Genomic DNA, 15,923 nt, shown 5'->3' with positions numbered 1-15,923 from the left:
TGATTTGGGTAAAAATCTGAATGGTATATAAAAATCAGATTCAGAAATTCAGGCTTTTAGTGGCCGTTCAAAAGTCCTACCAGATCCTGGATAATCTTCTGGGAAACGAAATTCATAAAATCAAGTCTTTCCAGATGAGGCATATACAATCTGGAAGTCACCTGCCGGTCATGAATCCGGATGGTATAGTAAACGGTTCCCACTTCTTTGCCATCCTCGCCTTTTCCGGGACCAGCCACTCCTGTTGTAGATAAAGCAATATCTGTATGGAATAACTTCTGACATCCTTCGGCCATTTCCTGAGCCACCTGCTCACTTACCACCGTAAACTGATCCACAGTTTCCTCTGAAACTTTTAAAATTTCAATTTTCTTTCCGGTGGCATAGGTTACGATTCCGCCCGGAAAATAGGCAGAACTTCCGGGATTGGAAGTGATCATTTTTGCCAGTTCTCCTCCGGTACAGCTTTCCGCTGTGGAAATAGTCAGTTTTCTTTCGGTAAGGATCTCTGCAAGGATTTTTTCAATCTTATCTTCAGAAACGGCAATTACATGGTCTCCCACCAAAGTCAGGAGCTTCTGAATTTCATTTTCTGTCTGCTGTTTCAAGGTTTCTTCATGGCTTCCGGAAGCAGTAATTCTCAGTTTTACGCGGGTTCCTACCGGTAAATAAGATAAGGACAGATTTTGAGGAAGGGCCAGTTCCCAGCCTTCGATCATATCTGCAAGAATACTCTCGGGAATCCCCACCACAGAAACAATTCTTGTATGGATATAATCAAGACTGAATTTTTCCTGAAGATAAGGGATGATCTGATCTTTGATGAGTGGTTTTACTTCATAGGGCACTCCGGGCAGGCTGAAGCAAAGCTTTCCGTTCTGCTCCATCATCATGCAGGGAGCGGTTCCGTAATGGTTTTGAAAAACAACTGATTTTGCCGGAACAAACGCCTGTTCTTTATTCCGTTCAAGAATATCAATACGGCCGCGTTTTTCCATATAGGCTTTAAGATGCTCAAATGTCACCTCATCCAGTGCAATTTCATCATTAAAGAATTCAGCCAGTGCTTTTTTGGTTTTATCATCTCTTGTAGGTCCCAGACCGCCTGTTGTAATGATGAGTTCGCCCAGTTCAAAAGCTTGGTTTAATGTATTTTTAATGATATCAATTTCATCGGAGATCGTGAAGATCTGTGAAACCTGTATCCCTATGTTTTTGAGTTCTGTTGCAATAAAATTAGAATTGGTGTCTACCGTATTTCCGGAAAGGATCTCATCGCCGATGGTGATCAGAACAGCTTTTTGCATATCGTATATTCTTGAGAAAAATTGTTCTGCAAATGACGTAAAAATCTGTGGCTGCGGCAATATAAATTGATTTTTTCTATTTTTGGCAAAAATTGGTTATAACTATAATTAAAGACTATGTCAAAATACGATGATGCTTCATGGCATTACGGCGGCGATTTTCCGGAAGGCCTTCCTGAGAAAAACGGAGCAACACATACAGGGATGTTCCTGAACTGGTGCATCAATAATGATTTAATTTCTGATGAACTGAGAGCAGACCACAAAGAAGAAATTGAAAAAGTAAAACGCAGGGAAATCACCGGAGCGGAATTCATCATGGATTTCTGCGACGGAAAATTTTCTGAATACGATCTGAACGACGAGGGAAATCTCTTTGCGGAAGACTATTATGCAGATGAAACGGATTTCGGGAACCGTTACAGTTCATTTGCCGATGACTACGTTAATCTTTTTGATGCCAAAGCGGAGGAAAATGATTACGAATATGAAACGTTTTATCACATTGAAGACACGTATGAAAATTATGATCTGATGAAACAGGTTATTGACCACCGTTTTGAAGAATGGAAAGAGTATATCGGGAATGAATGATAAAGCTGTTTAAACTTTTTATTAAACCACGAACCGAAGGTTCTACGTAGTCAAAAATCACAAAAGTTTTTATTTTAAACACTTTAGAGCAATTTAAGTTTAAAGCTGCCTGCATAGAAGTTCATATAAGCCTCTAAAAATCTTTGATTTTTTATTCTTTTGAGAACCTTTATCATCTGTGCAAACAGCTTTTGTTTCTTTGACTACGGGTTTGTGGTTAAGCTTAAAATGAGTTTAAACAGACTTATTTATACATTTAATATCCTGCTAAAAAGTTTAGACAGGTTTAAATACATCTGGGATATCTCAGCTTTATTGATTTAACGGTTATGTTTTACCCAGATGAGTTCATCGGTAGCATACCCTATTTTTTTTGCTTTTTCTATAAAACGCTGTCTGATGCTTTCAGGGATTGTGGTCGTTCTGGACAGGATCCAGAGATATTTGAGGCTGCTTCCCGCCACTAATGCATATTGATAGTCTTCATCAATATCAATGACATTGTACCCAGCCCAAATCGGTTTGAAGAATGAAACTTTCAGCCGGGCTTCGTTTTTATTTTTCACAAACCGGGCTTCTCCTACGGATTCTTTCCATTCTTTTTTAAGATAGTTGTAGCCTTTATTGCTTACCCTGATACTGCCATCCGGATTTTCCGAATATTCAGCGGTGACATTGTCCATGTTTTTTTCAAATCTGTAATCGAAACGGGCAATTTCATACCATCTTCCGAGGTATTTTTGAGCATCAAAATTTTTAACTGCCTCTGCTCCTTTCGGAATTTCCACGGAACAGGAATTGAAGATCATCAGCCCTAACACCCCCAGCGAAACGGGAACAGCAATTTTGTAAAACGTTTTCATAATCAGAAATTTTGTGTGATTGTGAAAAAATGCGTCAAAAATAATGCCTTCAGGCTGTTAAGGAACGATAAATTCTAGGAAAACACTTTCAGGAAATTGTCTTTAAAACTTCCGGAAACCTCAATTTCAGTAAGGTCAGCAAGTGTTACGGTTCCGCTTTTATGGTAAGATTTTACAAAACCGGTATTGATGATATGGGAACGGTGAACTCTTACAAACGGATTTTCCAGCAGATCATCAAAATGTTTCAGAAATCTGCAGACCATTTTCTTTGAGCCGTCGGTAAGGTAAACCTGGGTAAAATTTCCGTCCGCCTGCAATCTTACGATATCTTCTGTTTTCACCACATCAAATCCCTGGAGTGTAGGCAGGATAAGCTGCTGTTTTTCCGGTTTTAATTTTAAGTTTTCCAGAAGAATTTTATTTCTGTTAAGTTCTTCTTTCTTTTCAAGACTTTCCACCACTTTATTTACGGCCAGAATAAGTTCCTGAATATCGATGGGTTTTAAGATGTAATAGCTTGCAGATTTATTAAGGGCCTGCAGGGAATATTGTGAAAATGCGGTAATAAAAATGGTTTCATAGGAAAATTCTCTGGTGGCTTCCAGCACATCAAAAGCATTCCCGAAAGGCATTTCAACATCAAGGAAAACAAGCTGCGGCTTTGTTTCCGTAATCAGGGGAACGGCTTCTTTTATATTTTCAGCTTCCCCGAGAATTTCCACCTGCGGACAGTATTTGGTGAGATAGCTTCTCAGAACTTCTCTTGCAATGATCTCGTCGTCTACGATTACAGCTTTTATTTTCATTTAAACAGGTAAAGGATTTTGTTTAAAGTAAAATTAGGAATATTTGCCCAACCGTACAATCTGACCGATGGTTTTGTAAGTTACTTAATTTTTATTTCTCACACCTAAGATCAGCAGCCACAGTCCTGTTCCTATTTCTCCTATGGAAGCAGGAAGAGTAATATAACCGGATATGGAATAATCAGAAAAATCCGGAATTAAAGTTCTGGCAAAAACATTGGCCACATAACCCACGCATCCCAGCATTAAGAAAATGCCTAAAAATTTCGGCAGGAAACCTGATCTGTACACCAGATACCCAAACGGTAAAAGCCAGAGTCCCCAAAAGATCTGAACAATTAAAATTCCTTTGTTGTAGCCGTTAAGAAGAAGCATTACCTGAGACTGCAGCTGTTCGGCATTAAACCCTTTCAGATAATCAGCTCCTTCGATCATGGTAAGTACGGAAAACCGGCTCTGAAGATTGAGGAATGATATGGGAACACTGATCAGTGCAAAGATAACCATCAGCCGGGCGTGAGTTTCATTGACATGTTTTAATAAGCTGTACAAAACCAAAGGCAGCAGCATAAATGCAATATAACAGATCATACTGCCTGCAATTCCTGCTCTGAACAGTTGCTGAGAGGAAGAAATATTCTGAAATGTAATCCTCGAATCCTTCCAGTCTATAAGCTGTGAAGGAACATACATCAGGCTGAAAAAACCGGCTGCAATCACTATAAGATAGATTAATCCGGCCAGCCGGGCTGTTTTGCTTGGAGTATTCATTGGGAGCAAGTTTTATATATAGACAACTTCTGTTTCCGTTTGGTTACAGAAAAGTCCGATTAAATTTTATCCCCTGAAAAAAATAATCTATCGGTACTCCCCGTTTCTGAATTTTAAGGTTTTATAGGTTGTTTTGGAAGTTTCTTTTTCATTACAGTCTCCGTTTACCTCGGTATTTACCGTTTTCACTGAAACAGTTTTGATTTTCAGATCTGTAAAATTACCGGTCTTTGTCTTATCCAGAATGATGAAGGAATGCTGATCTTCAAATTCACCGTTGCAACGGGTGTCCCATTCCCCACGGGTTGAATACATTTCAAACTGATTGAGAACTTTTTTAAGCGTTTTTCCTTCGGGATAATACATTGATATTCTTCCTGAAGCATACGGATTCGGTTTGCTGCTTCCTGCAAAATCGGCGATCACCCCAAATGCGCGGGTATTGGTATTGATATTATATAATCCTGTATCTATCCCAAAGCTTCTTAAGTAAACGGCATCGGAAGAAATTTCTTCCGGATCTAAATATTTATTTTTTATAACCCCTTTTTCATCGGTAATTAAAATATAGTTCTGTACCGTAAAAACGTAGTCTTCTTCATCCTGTTCCACCAAAACCGGAACAATCATGATATAGGAGTTTTCGGCATCCGGCATTTTCTTTTCCGCACAGAACTCTTCTTTGATTCTGGTTTTATCCAGCTGTAAACTTTTAAGAATACGGGCCAGACGGATACTGTCAGGAATCTGGTCCTGCCCGGACAGAAATCCGGAATATAGGGAAATGATCAGCGTGAGCAGAAATATATTCTTTTTCATGGTTTTTCAGATTGATGTCAGGTTGATTGTAATGGTTACCACTACTCCGCTGCTGTTCTCTTTATCTCTGATGGAGCAGGTAATGTCTTTTTTATAAAGATCGTTGAGAAGTTTTATTCTTTCGAGGGTATTTTTCATTCCGCGGCCTTCTCTGGTCTTCTGGTGATCGGTTTTCTGTTTTTTGCTTTCTTCAATACCGATTCCGTTGTCCTCTATGCTGATCTTTAAATGAGTTCCTTCTTTTTCAAAGCTCAATTTTAAAAATCCTTTTTCAGTTCTGTAACGCAGGCCATGCCATACGGCATTTTCCAGAAACGGCTGAACCAGCATTCCGGGAACTTTAAGGCTCTGCACGTTCAGGTTTCCGTCCGTATCGATTTCATAATCGAATTTATCTGAAAAACGGGTCTTCTCCAGGGCCAGATAGTTCTGAAGCAGGTCGAGTTCCTGTTGAAAAGGGATAAAATCTTCCGCAGAGTTTTCCATCACGCCACGCATCAGCTTTGAAAATCTGGTCAGGTACTGATTGGCTTCCAGCTCATTATTCGTCGCAATAAAGTGATTGACACTATTTAAGCTGTTGAAGATAAAATGAGGATTCATTTCCCGTCTCAACGACTGAAGGGCGATCTTTTTATTTTTGACCTGAACTTTTTTCAGGGTTCTGAAGATTAAGAATACCAGACCCGTAAGCAGGATCAGGGCTCCGATCAGGCTGTAATTGAAAAGATTTTTCTTACGGATCAGCTCATCTTTAAGCTGTTTTTCTTTTTCAAGCTGTGATATCCTCTGTTCTGTATCTTCCAGGATTTTATTATCGATCAGGCTCCGGTCTTTGGAAACCAGATCAGGAAGTCTTCCCAGAAAATCGCGGTAAAGCGTTACTGAAGCATCGGTATTTCCTGATATATTGTAAAGACTGTCCAGTTTTTTAACACTTTTCTGAGCTTCCAGTGTATGCCCTTTATCCAGAGCGATTCCGTAGGCATTTTTCAACAGGGTGATGGCTTCTGCAGGATCATTTTTTTTGATATAAATATCAGCCAGTTCCTGAATCTGGTTTACTTTTTCCTGTGAATTTTCTTTTACAAAATCTTCTTTCAGAACTTCTTTTTTCGCTTCAATGGCTTTGTCGAACTTTCTGTTTTCCACATAAAAATCGGTAAGCTTCTGATTGATCTCCAGGGCCTGCTGCGGAGCTTCCTTTTTAGAAAACACGTAGGCATTATTGAGGTTTTCTTCTGCTTTCGGAATATTATTCTGCTGGATATTGACTTCTGCCATCTGGCTGTATCCTGCGGCCGCAGCGCTTTTATCTTTCTCTTTCAGGCTGATATTGATGTTGCTCTGGATAGCATCTGCCTTCATTTCCGCGGAAGGAGCTGACAGCCTGGCTGCATCGTTTGAATTAACCGTTCTGCTTTTTTCATCAAAACTCATTTCAGCCGCCATGCTGTAATTACTGATGGCCGATACTATTTTTTTCTGCTTTTCCTGTGACTGGGCAATTTTCCGGGTTACGGATTCGAGATTTTTTTTGTCGTTAAGATTTTTATAGATATTTCTGGCTTTAGTCAGAAATTCTTCACTTTTAGCATAATTTCCCTGGTTATAGTAATCATTGGCAATGCCCACATAGCTGTCGGCAACTCCTTTATTATCATTATTATCAACTGCTTTTTTCAGTTTCGAAACCGACCTGGATGCTTTGTTAACCCGCGCAGAATCCTGTGCCTGGCAGATATTACCAACGGCAAGACTCAAGATAAACAGTATATTGAAAACTAATTTCACGGATTTCAGATCTTTACTGCAAAGTAACTAAAACTTTATCTATACTTCTTCATTCTTTACCAAGTGAAAACCTTATTTCACCAAGTCATCACTATAACGTTATTAAATAACCCGGGTTCGGATTAACAACATATTATCAGGCCGCTCCTACGGAGCTCGCCTTAGATCATGCATTAAATGCTGTGAACGGAGCACTCATAAGGGACACTTACAAAAATTTATATTTGATCATCAATTTATAACACTCATTGATAAGTCTGATTTTCTTATCCCGAACTGAAATTAAATATTAAAATAAACCTTTTTTCATTTTGGGCTTCCTATTACCTATAATAAAAGACATTCAGCATTTCACCAAGTGAAAACCTACTTTCACCAAGTCTCCGGAATTTCCGTTCCGAACTGCTGTAATTTTACCTCAGAATTTAAAACAAGAAATTATGAAATTAAGACATTTTTTATTGATCGGAATCTTTACACTGGGAAGTTTTATGAATGCACAGGAAGTAAAGAAAAATGCAATTGAAGTAACAGGTGTTGCCGAAATGGAAATAGAGCCGGACGAAATTATCTTCAATATCGGTATAAAAGCGGACAACAAAAATGAGCTGGCAGACACGGAAAAGAAACTGTTTGAAACCTTAAAGAATGCCGGAATCAGAAACGAAGACATTAAGTTTAAGTCGATGTATCAGAATACCTATGCAAAAACCGGAAAATTCACCAAGAATTACCAGTTTAAAGCCAATGCCAAAGCAGATCTCGGCAAAATCTTCGAAGATCTGAACCAGAAATGGGTAAGCAACCTGAATATTGCAGAAGTGAAAAATACCAAAATCGCGGATTTCAGAAAAACAGTAAAGATCAATGCCCTGAAAGCTGCAAAGGAAAAAGCAGATTACCTGTTGGAAAGTATGGGTAAAAAGGCAGGAAGCCCTCTTGAAATTGTAGAAATTGAAGATTACACCAGCGATACGGTTCTTCCGGCAGCTTACAGAGGAAAAATGAACAGCATTCTTGAAATGGCAGATGCAGCAGCTGGAAATTCTTTTGAAAACATCGAAAATATCAAACTGAAATACAGTATCAAAACACGATACGAAATCCTTTAAAATATAAAATAACAGATTTAAGGAAACAGTCCGGAAGGGCTGTTTTTTGTTTTCCAGATATAGCTTCTGAAAGGTATTAGCTGTATAGATTCAGGCTAAAGCCGTTGGATTGTTTCTTATTATTTAGGAGGACTAAAGTCCACCTCTATTGAATAAATTCTACCCATCAGAAAATTTTCAACAGGATTTTTTCTCTCGCAGATTCTGCGGATTCAGCAGATTTTTAAAGAACCGGTGTAAACTTCTCTGTATTAAGTTTTTAAACTTAAACATGACATTCTTTTGTGCCTTGTATGCTTGTATTAAAAAATTTCTCACAGATTTCTCAGCTGCCACAAATCAAAAAAAATCTGCATGATCTGCTCTATCTGCGAGAAAATTAAAAATAGATTATGAGATTTTATTTTCACGAAAAGCTTCATTTATAGGCAATGTTGATGTTAGGAGGCAAAGACGTGAATCAACTCCGTTGATTTGCTGAAGCGTGCGTTTTAACCATTAGCTTCATCAGCGACAAAATCACATAGCTTTGCTCACTCAAAATCAGCAGTATCAAAAATGATCGTTGCGATAATTTTTTTCACATGTTCATCGATCCAATACATCAAAAAAAATCTGCATGATCTGTCGTATCCGTGAGGAAATTAAAACAGATATTTTCCCTTCACCAAGCCAAAGTCCGGTTTCACCAAGTCTTCAGATTTCCGGCCGGAAATACAGATAATTTTACTTCAGGAATTTAAAACAGTAAACTATGAAACGTTATTTATTAATACTCATTATATTTTCGGCGGCTCTTCTCAGGGCTCAGGAAATAAAAAAAGAAATTGAGGTAAAGCAGGCTACGGTGTTTCTTCAGGGAGCTAAAGTTTTCGGAAATGCCAGTGTAATTCTTCAGAAAGGAAGAAATATGGTAAGGATCATCAATCTTCCCAACAATCTGGATGAGAATACCTATAAAATTAATCTTGAAAAGAATACAACCCTTCTGTCCATCACCCCGCAAAACAATTTTCTGGATAACAGCCAGCTGTCTGAAGGAGAAAAAAAACTTGAAGATGAGAGAAAAAAACTTCAGAGACAGGTCAATCTGCTGAATATCCAGATCAAAAACCTGACCGGAGAGCAGAACATCATCAACGACAATCTGAAAGTTTCCGTGAATGATAAATCAACTCCACAGGAACAGCTGATCAGACTTACAGATTTTTACCGAAAAAGAATGCTGGAAATCGACAACCAGGTTTTCCTGTTGAATGAACAGAAGTCTGTTCTGGATGAAAGTATTGCAAAGATCAATAACCAGTATGCTGAAGAACAGACCCATAAGAATACCAACAGAAAAGAACTGCTCCTGGAAATTCTTGCAGACCGTGAAACCAGCCTGAATCTGGGAGTAAGCTATATCGTTTCTGATGCAGGATGGGTTCCTTCTTACGATTTACGTGCAGAATCGGTAAAGAAGCCTCTTGAAATGGTTTATAAAGGAAAGATCTATCAAAAAACCGGGCAGGACTGGAAAAATGTAAAACTGTTTGTTTCTACTTACCGGCCATCCTACAATCAGGACCGCCCTATCCTTTCTCCATTGTATGTAGCAGAATACACGGCACATAATCCTATGATGGAGGTTGCTGAATATAAGAAGACAAAGGAAACTTCAGCGGTCAATTCTTATCAGATGAGAGCTGATAAAGTGGTAGTATCAAGCCAGATACCTGTGGCTTCCGTTTCTGACAGCCAGATGAACATGATCTATGAGCTTAATTACAATCAGACGATACTGAGCCAGGAGAAAGAACAGTATGTAATTCTTGATAAAAAACAGGTAGATGCCACTTACAAATACCATACGGTTCCGAAGCTTAACAACCAGGTCTTCCTGATGGCTTTTGTAAGAAACTGGCAGAACCTCAACCTGATCTCAGGAGAAGCCAATATCTATTTTGAAGATAATTATATCGGAAAATCCCAGATTACCAGCAATTATGTAAAAGATGAATTCCCGATCTCATTGGGTGTGGATGAAAGAATTACGGTAAAAAGAATAAAACTCGAAGATAAAATGTCCCAAAAGGTCATGAATTCCAATAAATGGAATACAGAATCCTACCAGATCAGCATCAGGAATAATACCAAAGAAAATATTGAACTGGAAATTCTCGACCAGCTTCCGATCAGTGAAAACTCCAAAATTCAGGTAAAAGCTCTGGAAACAGGCGGCGGAAGTTTTGATGAAAAAACGGGAAGTATCCTGTGGAACAGAAACATCGGCAGTGGAGGTTCAGACAAGATCAGCTTCTCTTACGAAGTAAAATATCCGAAAGATATGCAGATCCAGTATTACAGCAGATAACTTAAAAAAATATAGTATGATGGCTTCTTTTAAAATTGTAGCAATGGCAGCAGGTGTCGCTTTTTTAAGCTCAGGCAGCCTTACAGACATCCGATGTTCAAAAAATAATACATCCGGCAGAGATCCTTTTATACAGAATGCTTCCTTACCTTCTGTAAATACAAACGCAAAAGACAATAAAATCCAGGTAGCTCTTTTACTGGACACTTCCAACAGTATGGACGGGCTGATTGATCAGGCCAAATCAAGGCTCTGGAATATTGTGAATACCCTTACTACCCTAAAGTACAACGGTAAGGCTCCACAGATAGAAATTGCACTTTATGAATACGGAAACGACGGAATCCGGGATGATAATTACATCCGGCAGGTAACCCCGCTCACCCAGGATCTGGATCTTGTTTCTGAAAAACTATTTGCCTTAAGAACCAACGGAGGAAGTGAATATTGCGGGGCCGTGATCCGGGATGCCTCAGCCAACCTGAACTGGGACAATGATGAAAAAAGCATGAAACTGATTTACATTGCCGGTAATGAAGGTTTTAATCAGGGAAGAGTGGATTATAAGGATGTAATCTCAAAAGCTAAGAACAAAAATATTTACACCAGCACTATTTTCTGCGGAAGCAGAGAGGAAGGTATACAGACGTTCTGGCAGAACGGAGCTTCTCTCGGAGGTGGAAAATATTTTAATATCGACAGCGACCGGAAGGTGGTTTATATTGAAACCCCATACGATGTAAGAATTTCAGAATGCAATTCAAAGCTGAACAGCACCTATATCTATTATGGAAGCCACGGTTCGGAATATAAAAACAAGCAGATCATGCAGGATAAGAATGCAGAAGTACAGTCCGCGGCCAACTTTGTGGAAAGAACCGTTGCCAAGTCCAAAAAGAACGCCTATAAAAACGATCACTGGGATCTGGTGGACAAAGCCGAAAAAGACGCAGGTTTTATTTCATCTGTTAAAGAGGAAGAACTTCCTGCCGAACTGAAAGGTAAAAGCAAAGAGGAAATTAAAAAAGCCGTTGCCGCCAAATCTGCAGAGCGTGGAAAAATCCAGAAAGAGATTGAGGAACTTTCCAGAAAACGCCAGGAATACATCGATGCTGAAATGAAAAACAGAGGGAGCAATGATGCTGATGATCTTGGAAAAGCTATTGAAAAATCTGTTCATGAATTAGCCCAAAAAAACGGATACAGTTTTTAAATCAATCAGGAAAATGCTGTTCAGATCTGTGAACAGCATTTTTGATTTACAGGAAGATTGATTATGGGTAATGGGTAATGAGTAATGGGTAATGAGCAATGGGTAATGGGGTAATAATTTATCTTCCGAATTTGAAGTATGGTGATAATGGATGTTGTTTATTTTTCATAAACAGGGAAGCCATTTCCATTCCTGTTACCGAGAACGTAATACCGTTGCCTCCGAAACCCAGAACAAAATAAGAATTTCTGAATTTCTTATGCTCCCCGATGTAAGGAAGTCCGTCTTTCGTTTCCCCGAATGTTCCGGCCCACACAAAGTCTGTATAGAAATGATAATCCGGTTTTATTTTTTTGAGATTTTTCAGAATTTCCTTTTCTTTTTTTCCCAACAGGGCATCCCGTTTTTCAGCATCGTAAAAATCCTCATCACCTCCTCCGATAAGCATCCGCCCGTCATCTGTCGTTCTCATATAGAGATAAGGATCATCGGTATTCCATACTAATGTGCTGCTGATATTTTTAAATTTATCTTTATCTGTTTCTGAAACAACCGCATAAGTACTTTTTAAGTTCACAAAATTTTCCTTCAGCAGGTTTTTGCTTTCATATCCGATACAGTAAATCACCTTCTTAGCCTTGATCTGATAACCGCTCCGGGTGGTTACTGTATTAAAACCTTTATGATATTCCACCCGGGTCATTTCCGTCTTGTCGAATATCCTCAGTCCTTTTTTCACGTTATGGGTAAGCAGTTCGTGAGCAAACCTAAAGGCATCAATGCTTCCTCCCTGTTTTGACAGAATCCCGCCATAGGTATTTTCAAATCCGAACTGTTTTAAAACCTGTTCTTCCTCCAGCCATTTTACCTCAAATCCTGCTGCCTTTCTGGCTTCATATTCTTTTTTGAGCCATACAGCATCTTTTTTCTTTGATGCAAAATACAGCGATTTTTTACGCTTAAACCCTGCATCAGACCTGATCAGTCCGGAGAGTTTGTCAAGGGTATCAATTGCGTCCGAGCAGGCTTTATAACTTCTCACCGCTCCTTTTTCTCCAATTTTTTCTGATAATTCAAAAAGAGGGACATCTATTTCGTACTGAAGCATCGAGGTGGTAGCAGAAGTACTTCCGTTACAGATTTCACGCTTATCAATAAGAACCGTATCATAACCGTCTTTGATCATCTGATGGGCAATAAGGCTTCCGGTAATACCGCCGCCTATGATTAAAACCTCACATTTTTCATCGCATTTCAGTGAAGGATATGAAGTGATCAGTCCGTTTTTTATAAGCCAGAAGGGTTCATTCGATTTAAGATCCATATTGATATTTTACAATAAAAATAATAATATTTATGAGTTATTTAACTATTTCCAACAATTTTATGGTGTAATTATTGTTGTCTGAATTAAAATCAAACCACATTAAAATATTCATTATGATAACAATTATTCCAGAAGCTCCGGAAAATGTTGCTGCATTCAATGCAACGGGAGAAGTAACGAAAGAGGATTTTGAAAACCTGGTTATTCCACGCGTAAAAGAGAAAGTAGACCGGTTTGGAGAGCTGAATTATCTGCTGTATCTGGATACCGATCTGGATAAATTTACTATGGGAGCCTGGCTTGAAGATGTGCTTTTGGGATTGAAGAATCTCGCCAGATGGAACCGTACCGCAATTGTTACGGACAAGGAAGGGGTACAGAACTTCACGGATATTTTCAGTGTTCTGATGCCGGGAGAATTTAAGTCTTTCCCAAAAGAAAATTTATACAATGCGCTCTACTGGTGCAAAAACGGCAATGAAGTAGAGGCATAATCTGTTCCTAAATATCAAAAAGAGCTGTATCCAATGATGAATACAGCTCTTTTTTATTATCTGAAAACTCTTATTTGTCACAGGAAACACATTCTGCGGAAGCCTCTTCAGCCGGAGTTTCCGCACCGTACAGGTACATATACCGTACACTTACCGCAAGTCCGATGAACGTCATTCCCACACCCACCAGCGAAGGATAGTTATAAGGAAGTTTGTATTCCAGGGGAATTCCTCCCAAAAATGCTCCCATCGCATTGGCAATATTGAATGCTGCCTGCATAAATGCGGCTGCCATCATTTCACTTTTCGGAGCTGCTTTCATCATCATAATGTTGATAGGTGCTGCTACCGACATAGACAGTGCCCCGCATACGAATGTCAGTACAAGAGCAATATTCCGGTATTCCGAAAGGAAAAATACACCTGCAAGAGCAGTCATCATCAGGAAGATCAGAAGTACACATGTCTTTTCCGGACCCAGACGGTCGGAGACAAAACCACCGGCCAGATTTCCAACCACCATGCCTCCGCCTGCAAGGATCATTACATATGCCATCTGGCTGCTTTCGATACCTGCCACAACGGTCATTAAAGGGGTAATATAACTGAACCATGTAAAAAGTCCTCCGAAGCCGATTGCTGTAATAGCCAGCACCAGCCAGGCCTGTTTCCTTTTCAGGAATTTCAGCTCTTCAAGGAAATGCGTATCCTGATTGGCCTCTATTGCCGGAAGCCATAACTTCAGGAACAGCAATGCAAAAATACCGATCAAGGCCACAATAGCAAAGTATAATCTCCAGTGATAAACATGTCCGATGTAGGTAACCAGAGGAACCATGATCAGATTGGCGACCGTAAGCCCGGTAAACATCAGCGATATATAGAATGCCTCCTTCCCTTTTCCGGCCATTCTGGAAGCCACTACCGTTCCCACCCCGAAAAATGCTCCATGCGGAAGCCCGGACATAAATCTGATGATCAGCATGGTGGTATAATCCGGGGCAATTGCAGATAATCCGTTAAATAAAGTGAAAAGGACCATTAAGACCATCAGTACTTTTTTCGGCGGAAATTTTACGGAATAGCCGATCAGAATCGGTGCCCCGATCACCACTCCCATCGCGTAGGCAGAAATCATGTGGCCCGCCTGCGGAATCGTTATCTGTAATGTTCTGGCAATATCCGGCAGCAGTCCCATGACGGTAAACTCCGTTGTTCCTATTCCCAAACCGCCGATAGCCAGCGGTATGATCCTTTTATCAATCTTCATTGTATATTCTTTTAAATTAACCTGTCATTCTGAGAAATATTCTTCCCTTTATTTTGACAGTGCAAAAATCGAAAGAAAGATTGACTTTCACCTCTCCTGAAATGATAAAAATTTGCTCCATATTAACCTTTTTGTTTAATTTTAAATCTCCAAACAATCAAATCAGAACAAAATGAAAATCCAGAAAGAAATTATAGAGTTTGAGAATGGAAAGTCTTTCAAACTTTTTTCACCCTCACTGAAAAACTGTTTTTTCTGGCATTATCACCCTGAAATAGAGCTGGTATATGTAGAAGCCATGAACGGGATCCGGCATGTGGGAAAAGATATATCAGGTTTTACAGACAGTGATCTTTTACTGATCGGGGCCAATGTTCCCCACCTCAACTTTGATTATGGCATCCAGACAGAATGCAGGCAGCTGGTTCTGCAGATGCGGGAAAACTTTCTTCAGGATATGATCCTTCCCGTTCCCGAATTTGAAAATATCAGAATACTTTTAGAAAAATCTTACCTGGGACTTTCTTTTTCCGGAAAAACGAAAGATATCGTGGTTGAAAAACTTCAGATCATCAGAGATAAAAATTCATTTGAATCATTAATGGGCCTGATCGAGATTCTTCAGATCCTTGCAGATTCCACTGAAGTAAGGGAACTGAATAGCGAAGACACGAGAATCAAATGGTTTCTGAACGATAAGATCAGAATGGGTACCATTTATGACTATATCCATGAGAATTATGATAAAAAGCCCAATGTCAATGAGATTGCAGCCATCGTCAGCCTGAGTACTCCGGCTTTCTGCCGTTATTTTAAAAAGCAGACGAATATGACGTTTACGGATTTCGTGAATAATTACAGGATCAATCAGGCTAGGATTTTTCTGCTGAAAGACTATTCCGTAACTGAAGTCTGTTTTCAGGTAGGCTTTGAAAGCCTTTCGTATTTTAACAAGCTTTTCAAACAGCATACGGGAGATACTCCGTCAGAATTCAGGAAAAAACATTTCAAAGCGATTGAGATCAACGGCCGGATTGCAGAGATCGCAAGGGATTCGGCGTGTAATAAATGATGAATATCCTGTCTGGGGAATCGCTTTTAGATGGCAGTTCTTCATTCAGTCCCGATTCATCAGAATTCACCATTCAAAGTCATTCCCTGTCTCTCATCTCTCCGTCTATTATCTCTCCCGCC

At 39.4% G+C, this 15,923-nt stretch carries 14 protein-coding genes; 6 read left to right on the top strand and 8 right to left on the bottom strand.

Annotation, left to right across the window (positions count from 1 at the left end):
* Positions 1 to 56 precede the first annotated feature (56 nt).
* Positions 57 to 1,307 carry a CinA family nicotinamide mononucleotide deamidase-related protein gene (locus AC106S_RS09980; RefSeq protein WP_482438920.1) on the bottom strand — a complete coding sequence of 417 codons (1,251 nt, stop codon included), beginning with the start codon at positions 1,305 to 1,307 and terminating at the stop codon, positions 57 to 59.
* A 117-nt stretch (positions 1,308 to 1,424) separates the two neighbouring features.
* Here AC106S_RS09980 and AC106S_RS09975 point away from each other — a divergent pair, with 117 nt between their 5' ends.
* Positions 1,425 to 1,901 (top strand): DUF7832 domain-containing protein, encoded by a 477-nt coding sequence (locus tag AC106S_RS09975; protein ID WP_482438919.1) that lies wholly within the window; start codon positions 1,425 to 1,427, stop codon positions 1,899 to 1,901.
* A 320-nt stretch (positions 1,902 to 2,221) separates the two neighbouring features.
* Here AC106S_RS09975 and AC106S_RS09970 read toward each other — a convergent pair whose 3' ends face one another.
* The 5 genes from AC106S_RS09970 to AC106S_RS09950 form a co-directional block, all read right to left on the bottom strand.
* On the bottom strand, positions 2,222 to 2,764 hold the full coding sequence (locus tag AC106S_RS09970; protein WP_482438918.1) for a lipocalin family protein: 543 nt from the start codon (positions 2,762 to 2,764) through the stop codon (positions 2,222 to 2,224).
* 74 nt (positions 2,765 to 2,838) lie between these two features.
* On the bottom strand, positions 2,839 to 3,573 hold the full coding sequence (locus AC106S_RS09965) for a LytR/AlgR family response regulator transcription factor (protein ID WP_482438917.1): 735 nt from the start codon (positions 3,571 to 3,573) through the stop codon (positions 2,839 to 2,841).
* Between the two features lie 84 nt (positions 3,574 to 3,657).
* Complete coding sequence (locus AC106S_RS09960; protein WP_482438916.1) at positions 3,658 to 4,344, bottom strand: DUF4386 domain-containing protein; 687 nt, start codon at positions 4,342 to 4,344, stop codon at positions 3,658 to 3,660.
* An 87-nt stretch (positions 4,345 to 4,431) separates the two neighbouring features.
* Positions 4,432 to 5,163 (bottom strand): PA3715 family protein, encoded by a 732-nt coding sequence (locus AC106S_RS09955; RefSeq protein ID WP_482438915.1) that lies wholly within the window; start codon positions 5,161 to 5,163, stop codon positions 4,432 to 4,434.
* Positions 5,164 to 5,169: 6 nt separating this feature from the next.
* Positions 5,170 to 6,957: a tetratricopeptide repeat-containing sensor histidine kinase gene (locus AC106S_RS09950; RefSeq protein ID WP_482438914.1), complete on the bottom strand. Its 1,788-nt coding sequence runs from the start codon at positions 6,955 to 6,957 to the stop codon at positions 5,170 to 5,172.
* A gap of 440 nt (positions 6,958 to 7,397) precedes the next feature.
* On the opposite strand from AC106S_RS09950, the gene AC106S_RS09945 reads away from it, so the two are divergent.
* The 3 genes from AC106S_RS09945 to AC106S_RS09935 all read left to right on the top strand — a co-directional run bounded on the left by AC106S_RS09945 (position 7,398) and on the right by AC106S_RS09935 (position 11,638).
* Entirely contained in the window at positions 7,398 to 8,069 is a 672-nt protein-coding gene (locus tag AC106S_RS09945) for an SIMPL domain-containing protein (protein ID WP_482438913.1), read from the top strand.
* 754 nt (positions 8,070 to 8,823) lie between these two features.
* Positions 8,824 to 10,425, top strand: coding sequence for a DUF4139 domain-containing protein (locus AC106S_RS09940; protein WP_482438912.1), 1,602 nt, complete (start codon positions 8,824 to 8,826; stop codon positions 10,423 to 10,425).
* Positions 10,426 to 10,441: 16 nt separating this feature from the next.
* A complete protein-coding gene (locus AC106S_RS09935) occupies positions 10,442 to 11,638 on the top strand; it encodes a VWA domain-containing protein (RefSeq protein ID WP_482438911.1) in 1,197 nt (398 codons plus the stop codon).
* Between the two features lie 118 nt (positions 11,639 to 11,756).
* Here AC106S_RS09935 and AC106S_RS09930 read toward each other — a convergent pair whose 3' ends face one another.
* Entirely contained in the window at positions 11,757 to 12,962 is a 1,206-nt protein-coding gene (locus AC106S_RS09930) for an NAD(P)/FAD-dependent oxidoreductase (protein ID WP_482438910.1), read from the bottom strand.
* 116 nt (positions 12,963 to 13,078) lie between these two features.
* On the opposite strand from AC106S_RS09930, the gene AC106S_RS09925 reads away from it, so the two are divergent.
* Positions 13,079 to 13,459 carry a SpoIIAA family protein gene (locus AC106S_RS09925; protein WP_482438909.1) on the top strand — a complete coding sequence of 127 codons (381 nt, stop codon included), beginning with the start codon at positions 13,079 to 13,081 and terminating at the stop codon, positions 13,457 to 13,459.
* Positions 13,460 to 13,529: 70 nt separating this feature from the next.
* Here AC106S_RS09925 and AC106S_RS09920 read toward each other — a convergent pair whose 3' ends face one another.
* A complete protein-coding gene (locus tag AC106S_RS09920; protein WP_482438908.1) occupies positions 13,530 to 14,729 on the bottom strand; it encodes an MFS transporter in 1,200 nt (399 codons plus the stop codon).
* 172 nt (positions 14,730 to 14,901) lie between these two features.
* On the opposite strand from AC106S_RS09920, the gene AC106S_RS09915 reads away from it, so the two are divergent.
* A complete protein-coding gene (locus AC106S_RS09915) occupies positions 14,902 to 15,801 on the top strand; it encodes an AraC family transcriptional regulator (protein ID WP_482438907.1) in 900 nt (299 codons plus the stop codon).
* Positions 15,802 to 15,923: the final 122 nt, after the last annotated feature.

The organism is Chryseobacterium sp. FR054 (genome assembly GCF_056844565.1).
This window is presented reverse-complemented; position numbering and strand designations above follow the sequence as displayed.